At 41.2% G+C, this 25,854-nt stretch carries 21 protein-coding genes and 2 pseudogenes; 1 reads left to right on the forward strand and 22 read right to left on the reverse strand.

The window, feature by feature from the left end; genetic code table 11:
- Window positions 1-38 precede the first annotated feature (38 nt).
- From NSQ34_RS08855 to NSQ34_RS08905, 11 genes and pseudogenes are all read right to left on the reverse strand, one after another.
- Window positions 39-1,499: a CoA-acylating methylmalonate-semialdehyde dehydrogenase gene (locus NSQ34_RS08855; protein ID WP_024427113.1), complete on the reverse strand. Its 1,461-nt coding sequence runs from the start codon at window positions 1,497-1,499 to the stop codon at window positions 39-41.
- A gap of 25 nt (window positions 1,500-1,524) precedes the next feature.
- Complete coding sequence (gene iolC / locus NSQ34_RS08860) at window positions 1,525-2,535, reverse strand: 5-dehydro-2-deoxygluconokinase (protein WP_024427114.1); 1,011 nt, start codon at window positions 2,533-2,535, stop codon at window positions 1,525-1,527.
- Between the two features lie 2 nt (window positions 2,536-2,537).
- Window positions 2,538-3,365, reverse strand: coding sequence for a 5-deoxy-glucuronate isomerase (gene iolB, locus NSQ34_RS08865; protein ID WP_024427115.1), 828 nt, complete (start codon window positions 3,363-3,365; stop codon window positions 2,538-2,540).
- Window positions 3,366-3,395: 30 nt separating this feature from the next.
- Complete coding sequence (gene iolD / locus NSQ34_RS08870) at window positions 3,396-5,321, reverse strand: 3D-(3,5/4)-trihydroxycyclohexane-1,2-dione acylhydrolase (decyclizing) (RefSeq protein WP_024427116.1); 1,926 nt, start codon at window positions 5,319-5,321, stop codon at window positions 3,396-3,398.
- 104 nt (window positions 5,322-5,425) lie between these two features.
- Entirely contained in the window at window positions 5,426-6,190 is a 765-nt protein-coding gene (locus tag NSQ34_RS08875; RefSeq protein ID WP_024427117.1) for a DeoR/GlpR family DNA-binding transcription regulator, read from the reverse strand.
- 60 nt (window positions 6,191-6,250) lie between these two features.
- Window positions 6,251-7,108, reverse strand: coding sequence for a class II fructose-1,6-bisphosphate aldolase (gene fba / locus NSQ34_RS08880; protein WP_024427118.1), 858 nt, complete (start codon window positions 7,106-7,108; stop codon window positions 6,251-6,253).
- Between the two features lie 37 nt (window positions 7,109-7,145).
- Window positions 7,146-7,979: a sugar phosphate isomerase/epimerase gene (locus tag NSQ34_RS08885; protein WP_024427119.1), complete on the reverse strand. Its 834-nt coding sequence runs from the start codon at window positions 7,977-7,979 to the stop codon at window positions 7,146-7,148.
- Between the two features lie 16 nt (window positions 7,980-7,995).
- On the reverse strand, window positions 7,996-9,417 hold the full coding sequence (locus tag NSQ34_RS08890) for a sugar porter family MFS transporter (protein ID WP_024427120.1): 1,422 nt from the start codon (window positions 9,415-9,417) through the stop codon (window positions 7,996-7,998).
- A 22-nt stretch (window positions 9,418-9,439) separates the two neighbouring features.
- Window positions 9,440-10,336 carry a myo-inosose-2 dehydratase gene (iolE, locus tag NSQ34_RS08895; protein WP_024427121.1) on the reverse strand — a complete coding sequence of 299 codons (897 nt, stop codon included), beginning with the start codon at window positions 10,334-10,336 and terminating at the stop codon, window positions 9,440-9,442.
- Between the two features lie 686 nt (window positions 10,337-11,022).
- Window positions 11,023-11,363 (reverse strand): annotated as a pseudogene (locus tag NSQ34_RS08900) (alpha/beta hydrolase); the annotation flags it as partial.
- 55 nt (window positions 11,364-11,418) lie between these two features.
- Window positions 11,419-11,550, reverse strand: a pseudogene (locus tag NSQ34_RS08905) (MerR family DNA-binding transcriptional regulator); the annotation flags it as partial.
- 263 nt (window positions 11,551-11,813) lie between these two features.
- Between NSQ34_RS08905 and NSQ34_RS08910 the strand changes: the two are divergent.
- Window positions 11,814-12,122 (forward strand): DUF4870 domain-containing protein, encoded by a 309-nt coding sequence (locus NSQ34_RS08910; protein WP_034283494.1) that lies wholly within the window; start codon window positions 11,814-11,816, stop codon window positions 12,120-12,122.
- 55 nt (window positions 12,123-12,177) lie between these two features.
- On the opposite strand, the gene NSQ34_RS08915 is transcribed toward NSQ34_RS08910, so the two are convergent.
- From NSQ34_RS08915 to alsE, 11 genes are all read right to left on the reverse strand, one after another.
- Window positions 12,178-13,581: a HAMP domain-containing sensor histidine kinase gene (locus NSQ34_RS08915; protein ID WP_111927450.1), complete on the reverse strand. Its 1,404-nt coding sequence runs from the start codon at window positions 13,579-13,581 to the stop codon at window positions 12,178-12,180.
- A 2-nt stretch (window positions 13,582-13,583) separates the two neighbouring features.
- A complete protein-coding gene (locus tag NSQ34_RS08920; RefSeq protein WP_061109948.1) occupies window positions 13,584-14,291 on the reverse strand; it encodes a response regulator transcription factor in 708 nt (235 codons plus the stop codon).
- Between the two features lie 140 nt (window positions 14,292-14,431).
- Window positions 14,432-15,697 carry a glucuronoxylanase gene (locus NSQ34_RS08925; RefSeq protein WP_041117582.1) on the reverse strand — a complete coding sequence of 422 codons (1,266 nt, stop codon included), beginning with the start codon at window positions 15,695-15,697 and terminating at the stop codon, window positions 14,432-14,434.
- A gap of 35 nt (window positions 15,698-15,732) precedes the next feature.
- Window positions 15,733-17,271 (reverse strand): glycoside hydrolase family 43 protein, encoded by a 1,539-nt coding sequence (locus NSQ34_RS08930; RefSeq protein WP_176967397.1) that lies wholly within the window; start codon window positions 17,269-17,271, stop codon window positions 15,733-15,735.
- A gap of 223 nt (window positions 17,272-17,494) precedes the next feature.
- Window positions 17,495-18,955 (reverse strand): CoA-acylating methylmalonate-semialdehyde dehydrogenase, encoded by a 1,461-nt coding sequence (locus NSQ34_RS08935; protein ID WP_176967396.1) that lies wholly within the window; start codon window positions 18,953-18,955, stop codon window positions 17,495-17,497.
- Window positions 18,956-19,282: 327 nt separating this feature from the next.
- Window positions 19,283-20,623 (reverse strand): alpha-glucosidase/alpha-galactosidase, encoded by a 1,341-nt coding sequence (locus NSQ34_RS08940; RefSeq protein ID WP_268456151.1) that lies wholly within the window; start codon window positions 20,621-20,623, stop codon window positions 19,283-19,285.
- Between the two features lie 31 nt (window positions 20,624-20,654).
- Window positions 20,655-21,485, reverse strand: coding sequence for a carbohydrate ABC transporter permease (locus NSQ34_RS08945; RefSeq protein WP_024425187.1), 831 nt, complete (start codon window positions 21,483-21,485; stop codon window positions 20,655-20,657).
- Window positions 21,485-22,417 carry a sugar ABC transporter permease gene (locus NSQ34_RS08950; RefSeq protein ID WP_268456149.1) on the reverse strand — a complete coding sequence of 311 codons (933 nt, stop codon included), beginning with the start codon at window positions 22,415-22,417 and terminating at the stop codon, window positions 21,485-21,487. Before NSQ34_RS08950 ends, NSQ34_RS08945 begins: the two co-directional genes overlap by 1 nt.
- A gap of 30 nt (window positions 22,418-22,447) precedes the next feature.
- Window positions 22,448-23,704, reverse strand: coding sequence for an ABC transporter substrate-binding protein (locus tag NSQ34_RS08955; RefSeq protein WP_254001714.1), 1,257 nt, complete (start codon window positions 23,702-23,704; stop codon window positions 22,448-22,450).
- 218 nt (window positions 23,705-23,922) lie between these two features.
- Entirely contained in the window at window positions 23,923-24,963 is a 1,041-nt protein-coding gene (locus tag NSQ34_RS08960; protein WP_254001715.1) for a LacI family DNA-binding transcriptional regulator, read from the reverse strand.
- Window positions 24,964-25,149: 186 nt separating this feature from the next.
- On the reverse strand, window positions 25,150-25,842 hold the full coding sequence (alsE, locus tag NSQ34_RS08965) for a D-allulose 6-phosphate 3-epimerase (RefSeq protein WP_254001716.1): 693 nt from the start codon (window positions 25,840-25,842) through the stop codon (window positions 25,150-25,152).
- Window positions 25,843-25,854: the final 12 nt, after the last annotated feature.

Consider the following 25,854-nt stretch of genomic DNA (forward strand, 5'->3'; position numbering starts at 1 on the left):
GCTGTGATCAGAAGGGACACAGCCGCCTGTTCGCTCGTTTACATATAACGAGCTGTAACCATTTTCTTTCTAGTATAGAATTCTACGCCGTCTGTCCCGTTGGCGTGAAGATCACCGTAGAATGAATCTTTCCAACCGGAGAATGGGAAGAATGCCATTGGAGCTGGGACACCCACGTTAACGCCTAGCATACCTGCTTCAATGTTTTCACGAAATTCTCGGACACTTGATGCACTGTCAGTGTAAAGGCAAGCACCGTTTGCAAATCTTGAATGGTTGGCAATGTCAATCGCTTCACCAAGTGATTTCACACGTACAACAGAAAGAACAGGTGCGAAAATTTCGTCTTGCCAAATTTTCATTTCTTCTGTAACGTGATCAAAAATCGTTGGTCCAACGAAGTAGCCTTCGCCTTCTGTCTCACTGTCTTTTCTTCCATCACGAATGAGGCATGCGCCTTCGTCTACTCCTGATTGAATGTATTGTAACGTGCGCTCTTTATGACCTTCACGGATGACAGGTCCAAGGAACACATCTTCCTCAATGCCATTACCAATGACAATTTGATTTGATTCAATTACTAATTTTTCAATGAATTCATCCGCAATCTCTTCTTCTACTGCCACAACAGCAGCTGCCATACATCTCTCACCAGCTGATCCGAACGCAGCACCGATGATTTGTTTTGTTGCCCCATCTAAATCAGCATCCTTTAAGACGATAGAATGGTTTTTCGCTCCAGCTAACGCTTGAACGCGTTTGCCGTGCTCTGTTCCTTTTTTGTATACATACTCTGCCACTGGCTGAGAGCCAACAAATGAAATCGCTTTGACGTTTTTGTGCTCAAGCAACCCATTTACCACATCATGTGCACCGTTCACAATGTTAAGTACGCCTTTTGGGAGACCAGCTTCTTCAAATAGCTCTGCTAATCTTGCGGCAAGGATTGGTGTTCTTTCAGATGGCTTTAAGACAAATGTGTTTCCACAAGCAATGGCGAGTGGGAACATCCAGCAAGGAACCATCATAGGGAAGTTAAACGGTGTAATCCCGCCAATGACACCGATGGGGTAGCGATACATACCAGACTCAAGTCCTGTTGCAATGTCAGGTAGTTGTTTCCCCATCATGAGGGTTGGTGCACCAGCAGCGAATTCCACACACTCTATGCCGCGTTGTACTTCTCCTTTAGCTTCTGTTAAGCTCTTTCCGTTTTCAAGCGTCACAAGCTCAGCTAATTCTTCCCATTTCTCCACAAGCAATTGCTGGTATTTGAAAAGGATACGCGCACGTTTTGGTACAGCTGTTTTGGACCAAGTTTTGAATGCTTCGTTTGCTGACTGGACAGCACGATCTACGTCTTCTATTGTTGATAAAGGTACTTCTGCAATTACTTCACCGGTTGCAGGATTGAAAACCTTTTCTGTTTGCGTTGTTGCAGCTTCGGTCCATTTGCCACCAATATAATTTTTCACTGTTTTTAAGGTTGTTTTTGCCATGTTTTTTCTCTCTCCTCTACTACTGTTATGGTTGATTTAGAATGAATTCTTCTGCTGTTGCCATAAACGCTTTGATTTCTTCTACAGATGGCATCGCATCAGATGAACTATGTTTTGAAATAACAATTGATGCTGAAGCACTGCCAAAGCGCATTGCTTCTTGAATTGTCAACCCATTCATTAGTGCATAAATGAGAGCAGATGCATATGAATCGCCAGCGCCAAATGTTTTCAGTACTTTCGTTTTAAAAATGCCCCCGCGATGGGAAAGACCATCTTTTGTATAGGCGATTGATCCTTCTCCTCCATGTTTAATGATGACAATTTTTGCATGATGTGAAAACCATTTATTTGCAGTGGATTCATCGTTTGATGGGCCGTCAACTGTCAATTTTTCCATCATGTCAAACTCTTCCCTTGTCCCGATGATCAAATCTGATTTTTCAGCAGCAAGGTTATAATAAATTGATGTTTCCTCTTCGGACTGCCAAGTATATGGACGATAATCGACATCAAAAATGATGGTCACTTGATGTTTTCTTGCATAATCTAGCGCAACGAAAACGGCTTCTCTAGAAGGACTTTTTGCTAGCGCTGTTCCTGAGATAAGAATGGCTTTCGCTTGTTTGATGTAATCTTCAGACACTTCGCTGATTTCAAGTTTAAGATCAGCGACATTGTCTCTATACATTAAAATGCTGCATTCTTCAGGGCTTTTAATTTCAGTGAATGCAAGGCCTGTCACCGCGCCTGTTCGATCAATGACAATTCCTTCAGTATCAATGTTGTTTTCTTGCAAATAGTGTGTCGCAAAACGCCCCATTTGGTCATCGGCAACCTTTCCGATAAAGCCTGACTTCATGCCAAGTCTCGCAAGACCGATGGAAATATTCGCAGGAGACCCGCCGACATATTTAGTAAATGTCACTGTTTCTTCCATTGGACAGTTGATTTCATTTGCATTTAAATCAATACATAATCTACCGATCGCAATGACGTCTAGTTTTCTATCTTGTTCAAAAGTTAAATAGGACATTGTCACTTCTCCTTGCTCGCAGCTAATTTGTGTTCCATAATCCACTCATGTTCCTTGCTGTTATGAAACTTCCATGTCCGAACAGGCCCTGCCATCACATTCAAATAGTAAATGTCATAACCAGGGGGCGCTGATACTGGATGATACCCTTTTGGTACTAAAACAGCACTGCCATCTTTGACAGCCATTGTTTCATCTAAAGAAAGGTCATCTGTATACACCCTTTGGAGCGCAAATCCGTGATCTGGTTTTACCTTATGATAATACGTTTCTTCTAAGTAAGATTCATATGGTAAATGATCTTGATCATGCTTATGTGGCGGGTAACTCGACCAGTTTCCTTCTGGTGTAAATACTTCGACTACAAGCAAATGATCTGCAGGCTCTTGCTCTGGTAAAATATTATGAACCTGCCTTGCAATATTGCCTGCTCCTCTATGTTCAACCCCTATATGTTCTGGGGTAATGAGGCGCGCTTTGTATGTGCCTTTTCCTGGAGCAGAGCAAATGGCTATTTCTACATCTGTTGTTGCCTTGATATCAAACTTGTCACCATTTGGTACATATACAGAATATGGAGGAATCTTTTCAAAAATATCCATGCGCTCTCCGATGTTCTCCCATTTTTCTGTTGTTGTTGAAAGGTGGAGTTTACCAGAAAGAATGACAACACAAACCTCTTTGTCTCCCGTTTCGTGATGAAGCGTTTCACCTTTTGAGAGGGTATACACATCAAATCCAATATACGTCCAACCTGCAGATTCAGGCGTGATGCTCAGCACCTTTCCCTCTTTATCACGTTTTTGTCCTGGTACGATTAGATCAGTCATGATGATCACACCTTTCGTTTTTTTAGCTTTTTAATATCTTCTTGCTTTGTTTAGTTGATTTTCCTTTGCTTCGAATGCTTTTTGCACAGACTCCTGCTCTGATACAGCTGCGATGCCAACATGCCACCATGAACCACCGTAACCGTCTGTCATCGTTTTTGGCAGCACTTTGATATCAATCAATGTGCTGACCGTTTGATGTTTTGCATCTTCAATCGCTGCTTTTAGCTCATCAAGTGTATACACTTCATACGTTTTTGCACCGTAAGCTGCTGCTGATTGAGCAAAATTGATTTTCATGATCTCGCCATCAAGCTGACCTGTCTTTTTATTTCTCATACGGAATTCTGTTGCAAAGCTGGAGATTCCGTTATCCATTTGAAGGTTGTTGATACAGCCAAAACCTGAGTTGTCAAAAAGCATAATGTTGATTTTATAACCTTCTTGAATACTCGTGACAAGCTCACTGTGTAGCATTAAGTAGCTCCCGTCTCCAGTCATCGCATATACTTCTTGGTCAGGTGCAGCCATTTTTGCACCGAATGCAGATGCGACTTCGTATCCCATACAAGAATAGCCATACTCTAAGTGGTACGTATTTCTCTCTTTTGCGACCCACATACGTTGCAAGTCACCTGGTAAACTCCCTGCTGCGCAAGTGATGATGCTATCTTTTGGAATCCATTCGTTAATGCAACCAAGAACGGTTGTTTGCGGGAGTGTTGTGTTTAATTCTTTTTTGTATTCTTCCATTTCTTCTTTGAAATGCCCTTTGATCTCTGGCTCAAAGTCATCGCCTGAGTATTCGATGTTGCGGAGTCTTTCAAGTTCTTGCTCCCACTTCGCTTTTGCTTCTTTAATCTCGTTCGTATAACCAGATTGATAGCCGTCTAGCGCTTTTCTTAATGCACGAAGTCCTAGTTTCGCATCAGCGATGATTTTTGTCGCTTCTAGTTTAGAAGCATGGAAGTCTGATAGATTAATTGTCAGGACATCTCTTTCTGCGTAAAAACGTTTGGATGATGTCGTAAAGTCAGTGAAACGAGTGCCTACACCGATGATCAGATCAGCATCATGTGAGATTTCGTTTGCCGAACTATTTCCTGTCACACCAAGTCCGCCAACGTTTAATGGGTGCGTGCTTTCAATTCCGCTCTTGCCAGCTTGTGTTTCACTAAATGGAATATTGAACGTTTCTGCAAATTGTTTGAATTCGTCAGCAGCCTCTGAATAGCGAACGCCTCCGCCAAGAATTAAGAGTGGTTTTTTCTTCGTTTTGATCAGCTCAGCCGCTTCTTCGATGCTTCTGGTAGAAGGCGCCTGCCGATCTAAGTAATGCGTACGTTCTTTAAAGAATGACATAGGATAATCCCATGCCTCGCCTTGTACATCTTGAGGTAAAGAGATGGTAACAGCACCTGTATCCATTTGATTTGTTAACACGCGCATGGCGCTGACCATTGCACTCATCAGCTGTTCTGGACGTGTAATGCGATCCCAATATTTGCTGACGGCTCGAAACGTATCATTTGTAGATAAGCTCAGATCATGCGTTTGTTCCATTTGTTGTAACACTGGATCTGGCTGACGAGTAGCAAAGACGTCACTTGGCAAAAGAAGAAGTGGAATTTGGTTCGCTGTTGCTGTTGCTGCCGCTGTCACCATATTGGCTGAGCCCGGGCCAACGGATGAAGAGCAAGCGATAATTTGTTTCCGGTGTTTTTGCTTTGCAAAAGCCATTGCCGCATGAGCCATTCCCTGTTCATTTCTTCCTTGATAGACTTCGAGTCTTCCTGGGTTTTCTTGAAGTGCTTGACCAATTCCTACAACGTTTCCATGACCAAAAATGGTGAAGATTCCTTTAATAAATGGTTCTCTCTTTCCATCGAACTCAACATATTGGGCATTTAAGAACTTGACCAATGCCTGACTCATTGTCAATCTAATTGTTTCCATCGTACTCCCTACCTTATCGTATAAATTTATTTCTGCTCTTGAGAGGGTCTCTCTTACTCAAACAGCCTCGCTTGTTTCAAACGTGTCAATCATCATGTCAATACTTATTCTTTGTCTGTCGCTACAATCAATTTAATATCGTTTTGTTCAATAAAGTTGACATACTGTGTATTTAATGGATCATCAGTGATTAAATAGTCTATCTCATCCAAACCGCAGTAGGTAACCATTGCATATTTGTCGAACTTCGTATGATCGACAAGTAAAAAAACATCTCTTCCTTTTTTTACAACTAGCTCCTTCATAGTTGTTTCGACAGGTGATGAGTTGGTGACACCATTAGAGATGGAGACACCTGTAGATGCCATGAATACTTTATCAAAGTTATATAGATTTAACTCCTCAGCTATAGAATAGTTGGAAAAGGATTTCGTCTTTCGTTCTAATTGTCCCCCTGTCGAAATCACTTGTAGCTGTTTATAAGGCATTGCTTGAACGATGAAATCCACGTTATTTGTCACAACTGTTACCTGTTTGTTGTGAATGAAATGTATGAGCTCCAGTGTTGTCGTACCAGAATCAATAAAGATCACATCTCCATCCTTCACCCAGCTTGCTGCCTCTCTTGCAATCAGACGTTTTTGCGCTTGATTTCTAATTTGTCTGTCTTGAAAGGCTTCAAGCTTCGCATGATTTGCAGCAACTCCTCCGTAGACCTTTTGAATATGTCCTTCGTTTACTAATTTTTGGACATCACGCCGAATGGTATTTTTGGAAACGTCAAATGTCTCGACAAGGTCGTCTAAAGATACAGACTGATTTTTCAAGATATATTCTTTGATTTGTTGAATTCTTTTCATTTTTAACATCGTGATCTTCCTTTTCATCATGGCTTATGGAAGGCGGCTTCATGTGATGTGATGGGTTTTTTATCTGATGCGCTGGCTAGATCCGAATTCCCTCATTTTCATTTTGACCACACTTTTAATAGCCTCTGTACCTGGCGTTAGGATGGTTTGTGGATCGTATATGTCAGCATCCTCTTTTAATTTAGAGCGTATAGCTTGATTCCAAGCTAGTAGACATTCTGTATTGACATTAATTTTCGCATGCCCTAATGAAATCGCTCGCTGAATTTGTTCGACCGGAATCCCAGAACCACCGTGGAGTACTAATGGGATATCTGTGCGTTCAGAAATATCTTTCATTTCTTCAAATCCAAGCTTTGGTTCACCTTGGTATGGCCCATGTACTGAACCAAGTGCTGCCGCAAGTGCGTCTACATTGGTTTCTTGTACAAGTCGATGACAGTCTAATGGATTAGCATATACAATGTTGCCAATCATCCCATCTTCCATACCACCGACTGAGCCAACTTCTGCCTCTACTGATACACCTCTTTTCATCGCATAGCTGACAACATCGTTTGTCATACGGATGTTTTCTTTTAAAGAAAAGGATGAACCATCAATCATGACAGAGCTGAAACCTGCTTCAATGGCTGATTGGCACCTAGCAACGCTCGCCCCGTGATCAAGGTGCAAAGCAACTGGAACTGTAATCGATAAATCTCTCATCAATCCCTCTACCATTCCAACAATCGTTTGAAAGCCACCTAGGTAATCAACAAGTCGATCAGAAGCTGCAACAATGACAGGAGAGTTCTCTTCTTCTGCGGCAAGTAGAATGGCTTTCGTCCATTGCAATCCATTGATATTAAACTGCCCAATAGCATATTTTGCTTGCTTCGCTTCTTTTAACATCTCTTTCATTGAAACTAATTTCACATCAGTTACAGTCATTATGAACACTCCTTCATGGCAATTAGACCCCCATTTTTGTAAGTACGTTGTTTGTCGTTTGTTTGGCTTTTTTAATGACTACTTCTGCATCAAGGTTGTAATAATCGGGTCTAAATAGCTCAACAGATACCACACCGTCATATCCTTTTTCTTTTAAGATGCTGAAAATCCCTTGAAGATCGATGGCGCCTTCACCTGGCCATACGCGATCTTCATCTGTTAAAAAGCCGATTGGGAAATCCTCTGTATCATCGATATGGACGATAAAAATTTTTGAAATATCAACCTTTTGTAAATCCTCTAAACGTGAGCCCATTGCATGGAAATGAAAACAGTCTAGAACAAGCCCTACGTTGTCACAATTAACCTCTTCAATGATTTTGTATGCTTGAGACAATGTGTTGACAGTACATTCAGGGTGACCTACGAATTCTAAAGCGATTTTTACTTCATAAGGAGAAGCGAGCGTAGAAAGTTCCTTTAACACGCTTACACAACTTTTATGAATCTCTGATTTGAGAAATTTTTCTTTTGTTACAAGTGGAACGGCAACTATGTAAGGTGCACCAATTGTTTTGGCCGTTTCAAGCATGTCTTTAAATGTTTGAATTGTCGCTTCGTATTGTTCTTTTGATTGATTATTGAAGAAGACGAGAGCATTTAAGGCAAGTGGTTTAATTGTGGTTGATTGAAAATAGTTGTTTAGATCCTCAAGTGAAGCAGTCTCAAGGTATTCTGGTAATTTATCCATTGTTCGAATTTCAATAAAATCATAACCGTGTTTTTCGCAAAGGTTTAAATCTTTTGATAAATTAGAATTTTTGAGAGTTGTCGCTTGGTTAAATGCAAGTTTCATTTATATACCTCTTTCATTAAGAAATCGTTTTATTATTTGATGTAACATCAACGCCTGAATGACCATGATTTCGGAAATTCGCTTCAAGTTCTTCTAATGTAAGCCCTTTCGTTTCTGGCAAGAATTTAGTAACAAACAATATTGACAAGATACCGAATCCAACGAAGATAAAGAATGTCACAGACAACCCAAGTTGAGATAGTAGAATAGGGAACGTTAGACCGACTAAGAAATTAACAATCCAAAGGCAGAAAACTGTGACACCCATGCCGAGCCCTCTAAGGCGGAGTGGGAATATCTCAGACAACATGAGCCAAGTCACTGGAGAAATTGCACCTTGTTGGAACGCAAGGAAGGTAATGGTTAATAATAACACGATATATGGAAGTAATTCTGACCCAGCAAAAAGATTTGAAAAAATTCCGATAAAAAGTAATGTTGTCGTTGTACCGATTAATCCTGTAATGAGCATAGGGCGGCGTCCGATTTTGCCTAGCAAGACAATTCCTACAATTGTCGCGATAACCGAAATAATACCATTTCCAATGTTACCAATCAACGCTGCTTTTGTATCAAAGCCGGCACCTCTTAATATCTCGGTTCCATAATACATAATAGAGTTGACACCAGTTATTTGTTGGACAATCGCAATCCCTACTCCGATGAGTACAAGTCTTCTAACCCAAGAAATAGAGAAATCTTTAAAGGTTGCTTTGTCAAGGTTCTTTTCTTTTTCATAGGCATTTTCAATCTCACTAAGCTCTCTTTCTGCATCTACCTTTGAGCGAATCTTTTGTAGCACTTGCAGGGCTTCATCTCTTTTCCCACTAGTGACAAGCCACCTTGGGCTTTCAGGGACTCTCAACATGCCAAAGAATAAAATGATCGCTGGAAGAGCAGCAATCGGTAGCATAATTCGCCATACAAATGGGTTCTCTCCTAATAAGTTACCAATGATAGCATTGAAAACGAACGCAAGTAATTGACCTGTTACGATCATCAATTCATTTTGTGTAACGATTCTTCCGCGCTGATTCGCAGGTGACATTTCTGCTAAGAAAGTTGGCACTGCAACAGATGCTCCCCCAACTGCTAGGCCAAGGAGGAATCGGAAAATAATCATAATTTCTGCATTCGGTGAAACTGTACAACCGATCGTGGAAAAAAAGAACATCGCTGCGAGAGAAAAAATCGTTCTACGCCTGCCATAACGGTCTGATAACCGACCGCATATCACTGCCCCAAATGCTGCCCCAAAAAGTAATGCACTTGTCACTAAACCTTGTGTAAGCGCTGTTAAATTGAGCTGCCCTGGTTGTGACATATATGGTAATGCCCCATTTAAGACGCCAGTATCATATCCGAAAAGAAGTCCGCCAAAAGTCGAAATTAAAATAATCGCCCTAAGATTTTGGTGTTGGTTGACTTGTTTATTCATGCTCGTTTTCTCCTGTTCTATTTTAAGTATGGATCACTAATTTCTCATCAATATACTTACGAGCCAACAGCGCATATTCAAGTGGATGTGCAATTGAAGGATCTTGCTCAGCTTCAACCACAATCCATCCGTTATAACCATTTTCTAATAGAACGCGGTATACTTCTTCAAAATTAATACATCCGTCACCTGGAACAGTGAAAATACCTTTAAGAAAGGATTGTAGAAAAGGCAAATCTTCTTGCTTACAAAGGTCCATTATTTCTTTTCTAACATCCTTAAAGTGAACATGATGTATGCGGTCAATATGTGTATGCAATAGGGGCATATAATCGCCATCTGATACGAAAATATGACCAGTATCATATAGAAGATGAACATATTTTTCGTCCGTTCCTTCTAATAAACGAGTAATATCTGATAAGGTTTGAACCCCTGTGCCAAGGTGATGATGGTACACAAGTTTCAGATTGAAAGCGTTAGCAATTTTGCCTAACTCATTTATTCCTGTGCAGAGTAAGTCCCATTCTTTATCCGAAAAAGTGGGTTGATTTTTGTAAACACTCACTTCTTTTTTTTGAATAGAGTACGTTTGTTCAGATACAACCGCTACACTTGCATTTACTTCTTGTAAATATCGACAATGATCAGTAAATTTTTTTTTCGTCATCTCTAGTCCGTCTTGTATGATGTAACTACTAAACCACTTGCCTGCAATTTTTAGATTACGTAATTGAAGCTCTTTATTTAAAATGTTGGGTTCGGGGAAAAAACCACCTACTTCAGTTCCTTGAAAACCAGCGACACATATATCGCTTAATAAGTGAGATAATGTATTATCAGCTCCTATCGTTGGAATATCATCATTCCTCCAGCCAATCGGAGCAATGCCCCACGAAATACAGTTCGGGTTGGTCACGCGTTTGTCAGCCTCCTTTATGACTAAATACTTGAAAAATAGAGTTAACCATAAGTTTTTCAAAAAATAATCATATTTTTGGTTAACTTATGGTTAACTTTGAAATAATCATAATATCAAAAGCGCTTTCAGTCAATTGTTTTTCGAAATTTTTTCATTATTTTAACTATTCATCACGAAAAAAAGCCTGATGCAATTGCACCAGACTAGACACCTATTAAAATTAAAGGCTATACATTGGATTTAATTTTAATGATAGCTTCTCCATATTGTTTCATGGCACGATTGAGTTCTTTCAGCATAGCTTGAACATTTTTTTTCAAAGTTCATGACCCCTTTATGCTTCATTCTCTTTTCATTATGAAGATGATGATTTCGTTTGGCAAAGTCAATGTATGCGCCAACAATCTTCATGAAAACGCAAACAACACTTGAAAACTTATGCATGTCTCATTTTCCTGCAATTTTTACAGGTTTTCTTTACTTGTGAATATTCATTGAAAAAGATCACTAATCTGTTCTTAGCCTTGTCAACTTGGCGAATATAAAAAACTTAAAATTGCCAGTGTGTGACGGTATTCTATCGGAGTACACTGATTTAATTTTTTCAGGATTCGGGAAAGGTGTTTCCATCAAATATTAAATTGAGTGTGTTTCATTTATTTCGTGACATAAAAGGACGATACCTAGCTATTAATGATCTGAATGATTTTTTGTTTAGCATCTTTTGCTTCTGGGATTAGCATGACAACAAACACATGAAGCATTTCCAGATAAACGTAGGTGTTGATCTCAATTCCTTGCTCTGTTAGTTTTTCATCAAGTTTTATCGCATCTGGATATAAAGCTTCGTGTGTGCCAATAAATGAGTGATTTTCCCCAATCCTTTAAAATCTCCGTAGATTGGGCTGATCAATGAGTCTGTTGGGTGTTTATCAGCAGCCCATATGTTTGTAATGACTTCCATTCCTTCACGAGCCAGCATCTGATTTTTTTCAGCATATTCAGGGAGTAACTAACGATTTAGCCCCTTTTATGAATTCAATTTTTAATAGGTCATCTTCTGTATATAATCGATAACCATTAGAATAGCGTATTGGGACAGGTAAAATGCCGTTTTCTTCATAGTACCGAATGGCAGCAGCGCTTATTCCTGTTCTTTTTGCAAGTTCACCTTTTGTCATCAGCTCTATTCCTATGTTCGTATTTTTCATGTATAGGTTAGTCACCTGTTGATATTTCCATTATAAAGGTTGAAGTATACTACAAGGTCAAGAATAAGGTCAAAAATATGGATATGTGATTTTCAATTTAGCCTTTTGAAACGGAAATGCCACTATTTATTCATTTTTAAGGTTGCTGTAAGGTTCGGATTAATACAGGTTAAGGTTGAGGTTGTACAATGGGTTTGTAAGGAAGTGAGGGATGAGTCGAATGATTCTCCTCCCTTCTAAATTAATCATAGAGGTGAAAAGTTTTGAGAGAAAATAAAATTTTGTCTTCATTATGTTACTTCAGTATCTTTTTTGCACCGTTTCTGTTTCCGATTATCGTCTACTTCTTAGGAAAGGATGAAGTGAAATATCATGCGAAAAAGTCACTATGGACGCATGTTATTCCTTATTTGATTTTCGGTATTGGTATTGTCGGTTCAGGTTTACTTGGCATGAACGATATCAGTCATGCTGGTCCGTTCTTAATTGCTACGTATGCTCTGACATTCCTTGTGGCGATTTACTTCTTCATTTGGAACATTGTGAAAGGCATTAAAGTGTTTTCAGAATAATAATAGATGAAAAAACGGTTCTGTCATTGAGCAGAACCGTTTTTTGTATGTCTATTCAAGTGGGTAATTGGATATCAATCGTTGTTCCTTCTCCAATTATACTTTGTATCGTAATATCTCCGCCGTGTTTTTGGATAATATCTTTTGCAATCGCCATTCCAAGACCAGAGCCAGCATGTGTCCCTGCTGTATTCGTCCCTCTATAGTAGCGGTCAAACACTTTTTCTAGCTCTGCCTCTTCAATTCCTTTGCCGTTGTCTTTAATTGTGATATGGGTATGTTCTTTTTGCTCAAGCTGTACAATGATTTTCACATCAGCATCATTGTGGACAAGGGCATTTAAAATGAGATTGGTGACTGCTCTTCGTATGAGGACCGTATCAATATTCAGCATGAGCTTGTCTACATTCGTTTGCAGCTCAATGCTTTGATCTGCATATCTCGAATCGTTTAGGATATCAATTAACGTTTTACGCAGCAACGGCACAATGTTCACAAGCTCTTTATGTAGCATCACGTCGTTATTTTTCAGCCTTGTTGTTAAATTTAGATCCTCCATGACATCTTTAATGTACAGTGATTTATTCTCTATGATGCTGGCATAATGCATCATCTCTTGATCTGAAAGAGGATAATTTCGATCCTTCATGATTTCAGCATAGCCTTGAATAGAGGATAATGGCGTTTTAATATCATGAGAAATATGGCTGATCCATTCTTCACGCATTTGTTCTAGTTTGTCTTTTTCTTTTTTGCTTGAAGCGAGCTGCTCTGATAAGTGATTGACATTATAGAAGACATCTTTATAAATTCCTTTAGCAGGCAGATTTGTCGTGTAATCTCCGTTTGCCAGCCGCTGGATGCTATGAATGGCACGGCCGAGCGGTTTTGTGAGCTGCCGGCTGAATAAGTAACCAATGAGTAACGCTATGATGGCATCAATTGATAATAAAATCATCGTCCCGATATTGAATCTTGTTACTAAATCCTTCGTGTCAAACGAGAATAGGTATTTTCCGATGGAAGGGTCTTTAAAACCGATAAAGTAGCTGTATTCTTTGCCCTTTACTTTTTTTCCGCCAGCATAAATGGTCGATAATAATTGCTTATCTTTATATTTATGTAAGTTCACGATTTCTATCGGTGTATATTTGTTCTTTAATCCTTTAGGTGCTTGCGCATGATACACGTTTTGGCCATTTTCGTCTAAAATTTGAATCCATGCATTCTGTTGTTTTAAGGCTTTCTGCCCTTCTTTGTTTACGGTCATTCCTTGATCAGAAAAAGAGATGTATTGTTCAAATGATCTTGTGAAGGTTTCGGGCGTATTTTCCTCGTTATGCTGGCTGTTTGCCTGAAGTACGAGCCAAATCATAAATACGAATAAGTTGATAAAGACCGTGATAATGGTCACGATAATGACAGAGACCATATACCTGCCTGTTAATCGCCATTTCATCCTTACGCATCCTTTACAACAAATTTATAGCCAAGCCCTTTGACTGTGACGAGAAACTCTGGTGTGGACGGGGAATTTTCTATTTTTTCCCGAAGTCTTCGGATATGAACCATTACCGTATTGTCAGAACCGAAGAAGTCTTCCCCCCAAACAGTTTGATAAAGCGTTTCTTTACTGATGATGCGGTTCGGATGCTGCAAGAAGTAGGTCATCAGCAGAAGCTCTTTCGGTGTGAGCTCAATGACCGCGCCGTTTTTCTTCAGTTCTGCTTGCTGCTCGTTTAACTCAAACGGCCCTTTTTTGATGACGGGATCCGCTTGAGATGACTGCAAGTATGAGAGCCGTCTCAGCTGCGCTTTCACCCGGTAGGCGACTTCCTTTGGACTGAACGGTTTTGTAATGTAGTCATCCCCGCCGATGGCAAGACCTACAATTTTGTCTGATTCCTCTCCCTTTGCTGATAAAAAGATAATCGGAACATGGGAGGTCTCTCTGATTTGTCTGCAAATATCATAGCCTTCACCGTCTGGCAGCATAATATCAAGTATGACAAGATCAGGCTGTTCTTGATGGAATTTCGTGAGCCCATCACGGGCAGTTGAAGCTGTTATAACGCGATCAATGCCTTCTCTTGTTAATACTGTGTTGATTAATTCCAAAATTTCTTTTTCGTCATCGATCATTAATACTTTGCTTTGATGCTTTGGCATACATTGATCACTCTCCTGAAGTCATTGCCATTATTATACCCAATGTAAGAACATAGTGAAAAAATCAACTTCCTATTTGCATAAAAAAAGCCAATTTTCTTTTGAAATAAGAAAATTGGCTTTTGGTGATTCAATTGATTCTAGCGTTTGACTACAAATGTTGTCACACTTTGAGCCGGGAGATGAGCCCAAAATTGATTACCTGATATATTTAAGTCTGTACCGGGCTGAAGGTTGCTGTTGCTGCTTGTAATCCATCTTGATGCTTGCGAAGCAGTTCCATTTTGCATCACAAAGTGCTGATTGACTCCTGTATTGTTTTTGTTAATCGCGACAATGACAACCTGATTGTTTCCTTTGTAGGCAGATACGAAAACATTTGGTTCAGGACTTTTCGTTGCATCAATTCTGACGTATCCTGGGCGTACAAACTTGGAGAAATGCGCCATGTTGTAACCGCGTTTACTGATCAGGCCATCTTCCTTCATAGGGCCGTAGGATCTGCGGATGTACCACCAAACATATGCCTGAAAGTCCCCTTCTACCATCGAATGGTGAATATGCTCTGAAACCCCTAATGCCTCAGGCCAGCGGTCCGCTGAATTGTTATCGCTATTCGGGTAGTAGACCTCTGTCATCCAAAGCTCCTTCCCCCCTCCTTTTTGTTTGAACAGAGGATATGGAAGCTGGCTGATTTGGGTTCCGTACAAATGGGCTCCGAGAATGTCCATATTTCTAAGCGCTTGCGGATCATTTAAGATAGGATCTGATATATTTTTAAGGTATTGAAAGGATTCTGGCGCAATCACGCGGGCATTAATAGAGCCGGCATTTTCTCTCATGAAACGCAGGATTTCCTGAGGAGTCCACCATGTCCATTCATGTGCATAATCGGGCTCGTTTTGTACTGATATCGCATAGAGATTGACGCCATTATTTTTCATATACGTCACAAAATCGTTCAGATGCTGAGCATATGCAGCGTATTGATTGTATCTCAGCCGCTTTGCAGTTGTACCATTACGGTTGAAAGTCTCGACCATATGGCTTGGAGGATTCCAAGGTGAAGCGATCACTAAAGCTCCATGCTCTATTGCTCTTTTGGCTGTGGCGACCTCTCTGTGCCAATTATTTCTGTTCTCATCTACAAAAATTCTTAGAATGGAAAACCCTAACTGATTCTGCCCATTGCCAAAGGCGGTTTCCCTTTGAGGTCCGGTCAAATCACCAATCCAAGCCGGATGGTTCATTCCGCCAAAGCCGCGAATCACTTGTCTTTCTGCATTGATATTAATATTGGCATCTGCTGCTGAAACTTCAGTTGCGCCAGGTCCGATGAACATGACAGACAGCATGGTGAAGCAGATCAATAAAGTACAGATTGTTTTTTTGATCATTGACATCAAATTTTTCCACTCTCCTATCATTTTCTCATCCTTTGTTATTGAGTAAACCGCCAGGAATCAAACTGAAATAGGTTTGCACCTGTTCCAGTAAAGACAAAAAATACGTTGTGCACGCCAGCTGCTCCGTTTACTGTCGTTTCTACTTCTCGCCAATTGTTTGTTCCGCCTGTGGAAGGGACATTTAGTGTTCCGACGAGTCTGCCGTCAGGGCTTCCGAGGCGTACTTCTATTTTTCCGCCTGTATTTGATGCTACATTCGCTTTAAATGTTCTTGCGCCGTTTGATCCGAAATCGACGTTACTGGCAGCCACCCAATCTCCGTTTTGAATGTTTGTGACATGCTGGTTATTGACCGGTCCGCCTGGAGCTGAAGAGGGCTCTGTCAAAATGCGTCCATTCCATGCAAATGTTTCAGCTTCTACCCGCTGATAAGGATTCAGGTTGGAAAGCTGTTTGACCCCTTCAAAATTGGCTGCAACCTCTCGAAGGGAGCCGTCAGCATTATGCACAAGCTTATTAATATGCGGAGATCTGTAGCCTTTTCCTGCCCCGTATAAAGCAGAGCTGACCGTTTGGGTATGATACACGACATACCACTCGTTTTTAAAATTGAACACCGCATGATGGTTGTTACCGCCGCCGCCAAAAAATGCACCCGGATTTTTCAGGAAATGCCCTCTATACGTAAATGGACCCATCGGACTTGAGCTCGTCATATAACCGATCTCACCAGGTGGTTTATCTGCTGGGTGGGAGCCGCCAAAGTTGATGCAATAGGAATAGTAATAGGTTCCGTTATACTTATGCATCCCTGAGTCTTCAAACATAAAAGGAGCATCAATGGTCGAGGCGCTACTGGCAACACTTGTCATATCAGGCCCTAGTTTTAGGACTCTTGCTGTTTTAGGATTGGCCCATTGTCCCTGCGTTGGATTAGAACCGCCTGGTACGCCTCCACCGGCATATAAATAACCAGCGCCGTCATCATCTACAAAAACGGCTGGATCAAACAGCCATACAACCCCGGACATTCCTGGTGTATTTGGCGTGACAAGCGCTTTTCCGATAGGATCTGTCCATGGACCGATTGGGGAATCTGCTGTCAGAACCCCAATCCCTCCGCCGCTGTTTGCGAAATAAAGGAAAAATTTATCCTTCCCATTGATTTTTTTCACCGCCGCTGATGGAGCCCAGGAAGCACCTGCCCATTTAGCAATCCCTTTGCCGCCATTTGCCCCATTTGCACCGGCTACTGGAATCGCGCCATGATCTGTCCAGTTCACCATATCTGCTGAAGAGATGACGAAGACCCTATTCAAATTGGCAAAAGAATTATCTTTAATCGTACCGTTGCTGTGATATTCATAGTCATCACTCGACATATAAATGTACACTCTTCCGTTATAGGTGAGCGCAAACGGATCAGCGCCCAAGTGGTGGTCTATGAGCGGGTTTGCATTTCCTACACGTTTTGCAATTGTTGTGCTTGCCGCACTCGCATCATATACCGATAAACAACTCAGTACCAAAACAAAAATCAATAAACCAACGCCGCACTTCATCCTCGTCCTCATCGTTTCATTTCCTCCTGTTTTCATCTTCCTAATATTGGGGTTTAGGCCCAATTTCAAAATATGTTGATAGATACTGATGAAGAATGAATAGAAAGAATGATTTCTAGTGCAAATCCTTGCTGGAATCACGATGAAAACCCTTACTTTTTGACTAGAAGACAACAAAAAATGCAGTCTCCCATGCTGGGGCTGCATTTTTTCTTCATGATTCGTTGCATGTAGCTTACATATAACGAGCGGTGACCATTTTCTTTCTTGTGTAAAACTCTACTCCGTCTGTTCCATTGGCATGCAAGTCTCCGTAGAAGGAATCCTTCCAGCCGGAAAACGGGAAGAATGCCATTGGTGCGGGAACACCGATATTGACGCCGAGCATTCCTGCTTCAATATTTTCGCGAAATTCTCTGATGCTTGATGCACTGTCTGTGTACAGGCAGGCACCGTTTGCAAATTTTGATTGATTAGACAGGTCGATCGCTTCTGTCAGTGAAGAGACACGAACTATTGATAAGACTGGGGCGAAAATCTCGTCCTGCCAAATTTTCATTTGATTTGTCACATGGTCAAAGATCGTTGGTCCAACGAAATACCCTTTTCCATTTGTTTCGTGATCTTTCCTGCCATCTCGAATGAGACTTGCGCCTTCTTCAATCCCTGACTGAATGTATTGAAGCGTTCGCTCCTTATGTTCCTCTCGAATGACTGGACCAAGAAAGACCTCTTCATTTATTCCGTTTCCAATGACAAGCTCATTCGATTCATCAACTAATTTTTGAATGAGATCATCTGCCACTTCTTCTTCCACTGCGACAACGGCCGCGGCCATGCAGCGCTCTCCTGCTGATCCAAAGGCAGCACCAATGATTTGTTTCGTTGCCGCGTCTAAATCTGCATCTTTGAGGACAATGGAGTGATTTTTTGCTCCTGCAAGTGCTTGGACACGTTTGCCATGCTCTGTGCCTTTTTTATAGACGTATTCTGCAACTGGCTGAGAGCCGACAAATGAAATGGCTTTGACCTTTTGGTGTTCAAGCAGACCATTGACGACATCATGAGCTCCATTGACAATGTTGAGAACCCCTTTTGGAATACCAGCTTCTTCAAATAATTCGGCTAATCGTGCGGCAAGAATCGGCGTGCGCTCTGAAGGTTTTAAAACAAACGTATTTCCGCAGGCAATGGCAAGCGGGAACATCCAGCAAGGAACCATCATCGGAAAGTTAAATGGTGTAATTCCGCCGATGACGCCAATTGGATAGCGGTACATGCCAGATTCGAGTCCAGATGCGATATCTGGTAATTGTTTTCCCATCATTAAGGTTGGTGCACCAGCGGCAAATTCGACACATTCAATTCCGCGCTGCACTTCTCCTTTTGCTTCTGTGATGCTTTTTCCGTTTTCAATCGTTACGAGTTCAGCCAGCTCATCCCATTTGTCAACGAGTAACTGTTGGTATTTAAATAAAATGCGTGCACGGCGGGGAACGGGAGTTTTCGACCAAGTGGCAAATGCTTCTTGTGCTGCCTGTACCGCATGTTCGACATCTGTTTTTGTTGAAAGCGGCACTTCTGCGATGATCTCGCCAGTAGCTGGGTTATATACTTCCTCTGTTTGACTAGTTTCTGCCTCAATCCATTGTCCGCCAATATAATTTTTCAACATTTGTACATCTGTTTTGGTCATGTTCCCTCTCTCCTTTTTATGAAAAAATGTAGGATTTGTTTAGTTGTCATTGTCTCATCTAACGGGCGCCCATCTGTATACACTCTTTGTCAAATATTATTGTTGTTTTGGTTTACGTTGTGATAAAAGCTTGCTCTAACATGTGATAGGTTGCCGCCCAGCCATTTGTTTGTGAGAAATGATTCCGGAATGTGATTCACTCATGATTTGTTTTTGATTAACTTTTGGTTAACTTTAGAAAAATCATAATATTAAAAACGCTTTCAGTCAATCCTCTATTTGCAGCATAAAAAAACCTGATGCGCATTGCATCAGGTAGAGGCTGGTTTATTTCTGTAAATTGGTTGATGCGGCATATTGATTCGGATCTGCAAAATGCGAGAGCATCTCACCATGTTCTTCAATGAGTTCATCGCATAATTTGATGATGTCATCAATCGACAGTTCAGCACTTGTGTGTGGATCTAGTAATGCCGCTTGATAAATGTGTTCTTTTTTTCCGCTGATTGCTGCTTCGATGGTCATGAGCTGTGAACTGATATTGGTCCGGTTCAGTCCCGCCAGTTGTTCAGGTATTTCTCCGACATAGCATGGCATGATACCGCTCCGGTCTGCAACACACGGCACTTCGACACACGCTTTTTCAGGCAGGTTGTGAATGAGGCCACCTGTGTTCAGCACATTCCCGGCAAATTTAAAGGGAACGTTCGTTTCAATCGCTTCAATGATACGTGAACCATATTCTTTTGAGCGGGTATGTGTGATCTGTGTGTTTCCCACCAGGTCATGCTTCATTGTATTCCAATTGTTGATTTGTTCCTCGCAGCGTCTCGGGTATTCATCGAGCGGAATGTTAAACTGACCGATTAGTTCAGGGTACCGTGATTTGATGAAATATGGATGGTATTCGGCATTGTGCTCTGAGGATTCTGTGACATAGTAGCCGAATTTATCCATCAGTTCAAAACGAACCATATCATGATGCCGCGATTGCTGCTTTTCTTTTGCTCGTCTTTTGATTTCTGGATACAAGTCTTTTCCGTCCCGTTTTACTTCTAATAACCATGCCATATGGTTAATGCCGGCGATTTTTTCTTCAATGCCTCCATGTTCCATTTCAAGAGATTCAAATAGGTCCTTTGTACACACCTGCACACTATGACAGAGACCAACCGTTTGAATCTGAGTATAGCGAAGCATCGCACCAGTCAGTGTGGCCATTGGATTCGTGTAATTTAATAATAAAGCATTTGGACAAACCTCTTCCATATCCTTTGCAAAGTCTAGCATGACAGGAATCGTTCGAAGGGAGCGGAAGATGCCGCCAATCCCTACCGTATCCGCAATCGTTTGTCTTAATCCGTATTTTTTAGGTATTTCAAAATCAATGACAGTACTTGGCCGATAGCCTCCAACTTGGATGGCATTGATGACATATTTTGCATCCTTTAAGGCTTCTTTGCGGTTGTGATAGGACTGGATGGTCACGTTTGCACCGTAATTTGCTTTTAAATGCGACAGCATTGTTTCTGATTCTTTCAGCCGGTTGTGGTCGATATCATATAATGCAAATTCATACCCTGCAAGGGCGGGAACAAACAGACAATCTCCTAATATATTTTTAGCAAACACGGTACTCCCTGCACCGATAAATGTAATTTTAGACATAGACGACTCTCCTTTTTACATCCATATTGGGCTAGCCTTTGACAGAGCCTTGTGAAAGCCCTGCGATAAAATATTTTTGCAAAAGTAAAAACATCGTGACCATTGGCAGCATCGCAATGAGTGCAGCTGCCCCAACGAGCTGAAGCTGATGCTGATTTTGACCAAAAAAATGGGATAAGGCGACTGTGAGTGTATGCATCTCTTTATCTTGCAAAAAGAAGATAGCAAATTGATAGTCGTTCCAAATATACACGCAGGCAATGATTAATACAGAAGCGGTAATGGGCTTCAAAAGCGGAAAAACGACTGTGAAAAAAACTCTGAGTGTCCCTGCTCCATCAATACGAGCAGCTTCTTCAAGCTCCTTTGGAATTGTCGACCGGATAAAGCCTGCGTATAAGAAAATTGTCAGCGGCAAAAAAGCAGCCACATTATTTAAAATAGCAATTTGATAGGTATTCATCATCCCGATTTGAACGACCATTTTATAGAGCGGGACAAGGGCTGTAAGCGGTGGAATGACCATAATGGCAATAAATAAAACATAGACTGCTTTATTCAGCTTTGTGTTCCTTCTTGCAAGCGGATAGGCTGCAAGAGATCCAAAGATAATGAGCAATACAGCGGAACTGAACGTAATGATCACTGTATTCAAAAAGGACTGGCCAAGCTGAGCCTCTGTCCATGCTGTGCGGAAGTTTTCAAGATGCAGTGCTTTCGGAAACAGCCATTTTGAACTGAAATCTCCTATCCCCTTTAATGATGTTGTCACCAAAATATAAAATGGAATGAGGTGCAGCAATGTGATCAATAGTGCGAGGACAGAGTACCATCTTTTCTTGCGTTTATAGGCGTTATCCATCACCCCTCGGTCTCCTTTCGTTTGAAATAAATCAGCGCTGCGACACTAATGACAAGGATGATGACCGCCATGAACACCCCTTGCGTCGCTGCATAGCCTGCATCCTGACGTTTGAAATACAGATCATACATAAAGGTCGACATGGATTGCGAGGAATCTCCAGGTCCGCCGCCCGTGAGTGCTACAATGACATCAAAGAGCTTGAGCCCTCCAATGACATTCAGCACAACATTAATGGTGATCGACGGCATAAGCAGCGGCAATGTAATCCGCCTGAATTGCTGGAAGCTCGATGCGCCGTCTAATTGAGCCGCTTCATAATAATCCTTAGGAATACTTTGAAGTCCTGCTAAATAAATGATCATCGCAATCCCCACAAATTGATATGTGTTGACAAGCACAATGATCCATGTGTTTAATTCCGGATTGCCGAGCGCATTTATTTGATCGAATCCAAAAAGCGTCACCACATCATTTAAGGCACCGCCTTGGTAAGCAAACACAAAATACCAAATATAGCCCATCGCAATCGGGCTGATCATGACAGGTAAATAGATGACCGTTCTTGTGATGGCTTTCACCTTTAAGCTTTGATTTAATAAAAGAGCATATCCAAGTCCGATGATATTTTGCAAGATGGTGCTCCCAATTCCATAGAGAAGCGTGTTTTTGACAACAAGCCATGTCGCTTGATCCTGAAGCAGTCTTTGATATTGCTCAAGACCAATCCATTGATAAGTTTGTGAGAAACCGTTCCAATTCGTAAAAGAAAGCTGAATGCCGTTCAAAAAAGGATAAATGATAAAGGTACTGACGACGAGAACAGCTGGCATGTACATCCACCAAAGTGAGGAATTCTGTTGTTTTTGCATCTTTTCTTTTGGTAAAGAGGTGAATGCGGCTGGCTGCTTTGCTTTTGTGATGTCATTCATTGGCTTCACTCCTGTTTCAGCATCCATCGGCTATTGTTTTTTCAAACGCTTATATTCCTCTTCCATTTTCTTTGATAACTGTTCTGGTGTGATGGAGCCTGCTAATAATTCTTGACCGGTTGTTGCCATGACCGCCCACATTCCGCTTGGTAAGTATTTTCGATCGAAATACGGTTCAATCTTCACCTGTTTGTATTGATCGTAAAATGTAGAGTAATAGTTTTTCGCTTTCACTTGTTTTAGAGCTGTTTCAGAGGATGTGCCCTCTGCGATTTTTTTTGCGTTTTCAGGTTTTGCTAAAAAATCGATGAATTGTTTTGCTTCTTTTAGATGCTTAGAGTCTTTCCAAGCAGCAACAGTAAAACGTTCTCCGCCAATCCAGCTTTGTTCATCTCCTTTATGAATGGCTGGAACAGGCATCGTGCCTACTTTGATCGATGAATTCAGCTCTGTTGCTTCAGGTCCTAAGGATCCTCCGACAAAGGTGAAGGCGATTTTGTTTTGTGCCATGAGTTCAGGCGCTTGAGATAGTTTCGCTGTCAGGACATCCTTGTTTAAAAGGTCTTGATCCTTCAGATCTTTCATGAATTGTGCAAGCGGGGTATAGAGAGACCAATCAAATGATCCGTTTTCAAGTTCTTTTCCGTATTGATGCTTTTGATCGGTGATTAATAAAGGCGTCGCCAGCTCATCAAAGACTTGGGCAATATTTGAGTTATCTCCTCCTGGTATCCAGAGCGGCACAACATCTCCTTTACTCTTTTCTTTCACTGTCAGCAAAGCAGATTTTAATTCATCAAGTGTTCTAGGCACTTCTATGCCATATTCCTTTAATAGATTGGCATTAAAGCTAAGCCCGTCTTTTGCTTGATTCAGCGGATAAGCGTACACTTTGCCATCTTGGTCTTTTAAAATCTGGTCGAGTGAAGGATCAAGCTGTTTGACCCAATCCATCTCTTTTAAATCAGCCACATACTCGCTATAACGCAGTTTGGCCCAGCCATGTGTATCAAACAGGTCTGGCATATCGTTTGCTCCCATTTTGACGCGGATCATATCTTCATAGCTGTTGCCTGGGAAATTAGCATCGATTCGAATCTGCTCATGCTCCTTCTCAAACTCGCGAATGACTTCTTCAAACGCTTTTCTTTCCCCGCTGTTACTCATCGTTGAAAATAGCGTCAAGGTGACCTTTCCATTTGCTTCAGATGAGCTGTTATTACCGCAAGCAGACAAAATCATGGTCAAGAACATGGCAGCAGTCAGCAGCATGATTTTTTTATTCATGGTTTCCTCCTTTTAATCACTGAAAATTCAGACGATAATCGGTAGAATTCATGCAGTTGCGGAAACAAAGGAAGTCCATTATACTGGAATTCTATTCTTTTCTAAGAGATAAGAGAGCATACCGGCAGGCTGCCTTGTTCTTAGCATGATCTGGCCATCATGCTAAGCAGCTTGCTTTCTGCTTTTTTGTCTCTTTTTTGTGTGCTGAAATCTATGGTTCACCCCCTTTCATGGATGAGACATGTACTGCCTCGCTCGATGAGTGTTGTTGGCACGACGACTTTTAGAGGAAGTTTTCTTCCGTTTATTCTCTCAAGCAAAAGCTTCAGACCGACTTCCCCCATTTCTTCTGTATATACTTTGACGGTCGTAAGCGGCGGACTTGAAAATGACGCGGCTTCAATGTCATTAAACCCAACAATGGATACATCTGAAGGTACGTGTAGACCGGCTTCATGCAGAGCGCGCATTGCGCCGATTGCCATAGAGTCACTTCCAATGAAAAAGGCTTGCGGCAGTTTTCCCTTTTTGATCGCTTGCTGCATAAGCGTATAGCCTTCTTGCATGGAGTATTCACCAATGTGGATGTCTTCCATATGAAGAGCGCCCGCCTCCTGCATTCTTTTCATAAACGTCGTTTGTCTTTCGTCCTCAATCACAGCATTACCTTCAAAATAATGCTCCCGCTCTTTCCCGCCAATATAGCCTAGATGTGTATAGCCGAGAGATTGCAGATGACGAATGGCACGATCTGCCGCTCTGACAAAATCCACATGTACACAATCATACAAATCTTCATCTGCATAATGATTGATAAAAACAATGTGTTCCATTCGATTTGTCATTTTTTCAACCGTATCGGGGCTGATTCGTCCAATGACGATCAAGCCGTCAATATCCTTTAGCATCGCCCCTTTATCCATGCTTCTTAGACGAAAGGTATGGAGAGTGGACAGGCCTTGTTTGGCATATTCTTTTTCAATTCCTTTTCGAATCGATGAAAAAAAGGGATCATTTAATTCTTCGTCAATGGATTGAGCGACAACAACACCGATGACTGGGGATTCAGATGGGCTTTTTTCTTCTGCTTGATCGGCTTTTCTTGCTCTCACTGGGGTATAGTTTAATTTCTTAGCAATGTCGAGGATGTTTTGTCTCGTTGTGTGTGAAACGGCAAGCGTTTGATCGCCATTTAACACACGGGAAACAGTGGAAACGGACACTTTTGCATCATGAGCAATATCTTTGAGTGTGGTCATAGGCAAACTCCTCATCGTTATTTGACTAAATATTTACTAAAGATATTTGAAGGATAACACATAAATAAAGCGCTTTCAATTATGAATTTTTGATTTTTATTTTGTTTTTGGGTAAGTTTTGGTGAATGAATTGTGTTTTAGTAAAATTTGCGTAAAAAAAGAGGATGGTTTTCATCCTCTCTTTTTCTAACGTGATTCGATTGAGGCTGTTTCTTTTGCAAATATTTGCTTCATTCTTTCCCAAGCAGTGTCGAGTTCTTTATGAAGTCCAAATAAACCTGAGGTGCCGATGATGTAGATCTCATTTCCAGCCTCAGCAAGCAGCCGGAACGTGCTCTCATTACAAGAGCCGTCTACTTCAATTGAAAACGAGTATCCTTCGTGTTTTTTGATATCTTTCACCTGTTTAATTTTCTGAAGCATTTCTTTAATAAAAGGCTGTCCGGCAAAGCCTGGATCGATCGTCATGATCGTCACTCTGTCTATTAAATGAATAAAGGAATCTAATGCTGCAACAGGTGTGGCGGGATTTAGAACAAAGCCAACCTCACATTTTCTTTGGTGAATATGGCGTATGATTCGAAAGGCATCTTTTTGCACGACTTCTGGGTGTAAACAAATCATCGTTGCGCCTGCATCAATACATGCATCGATTAAAAATTCCTGCGGATGTTCGGCCATTAGATGAACATCAATCGGTAAATTTGTCAGTTTCCGAAGCTGTTCAATGAAAAAGGGTGATAACGTCATATTCTTCACATAATGCCCATCCATCACGTCGACATGGTACCGGTCTGCTCTCGTGTTGAGAAGATGAATTTGTTCACGGAAATGCGTTAGATCCATGCACATCAGTGAAGGTGAAAAAACGGCTGTCATTCTCAGGCTCCT

The organism is Bacillus sp. FSL P2-0069 (assembly GCF_038593315.1).
Taxonomy (GTDB): Bacteria; Bacillota; Bacilli; order Bacillales; family Bacillaceae; genus Bacillus; species Bacillus safensis.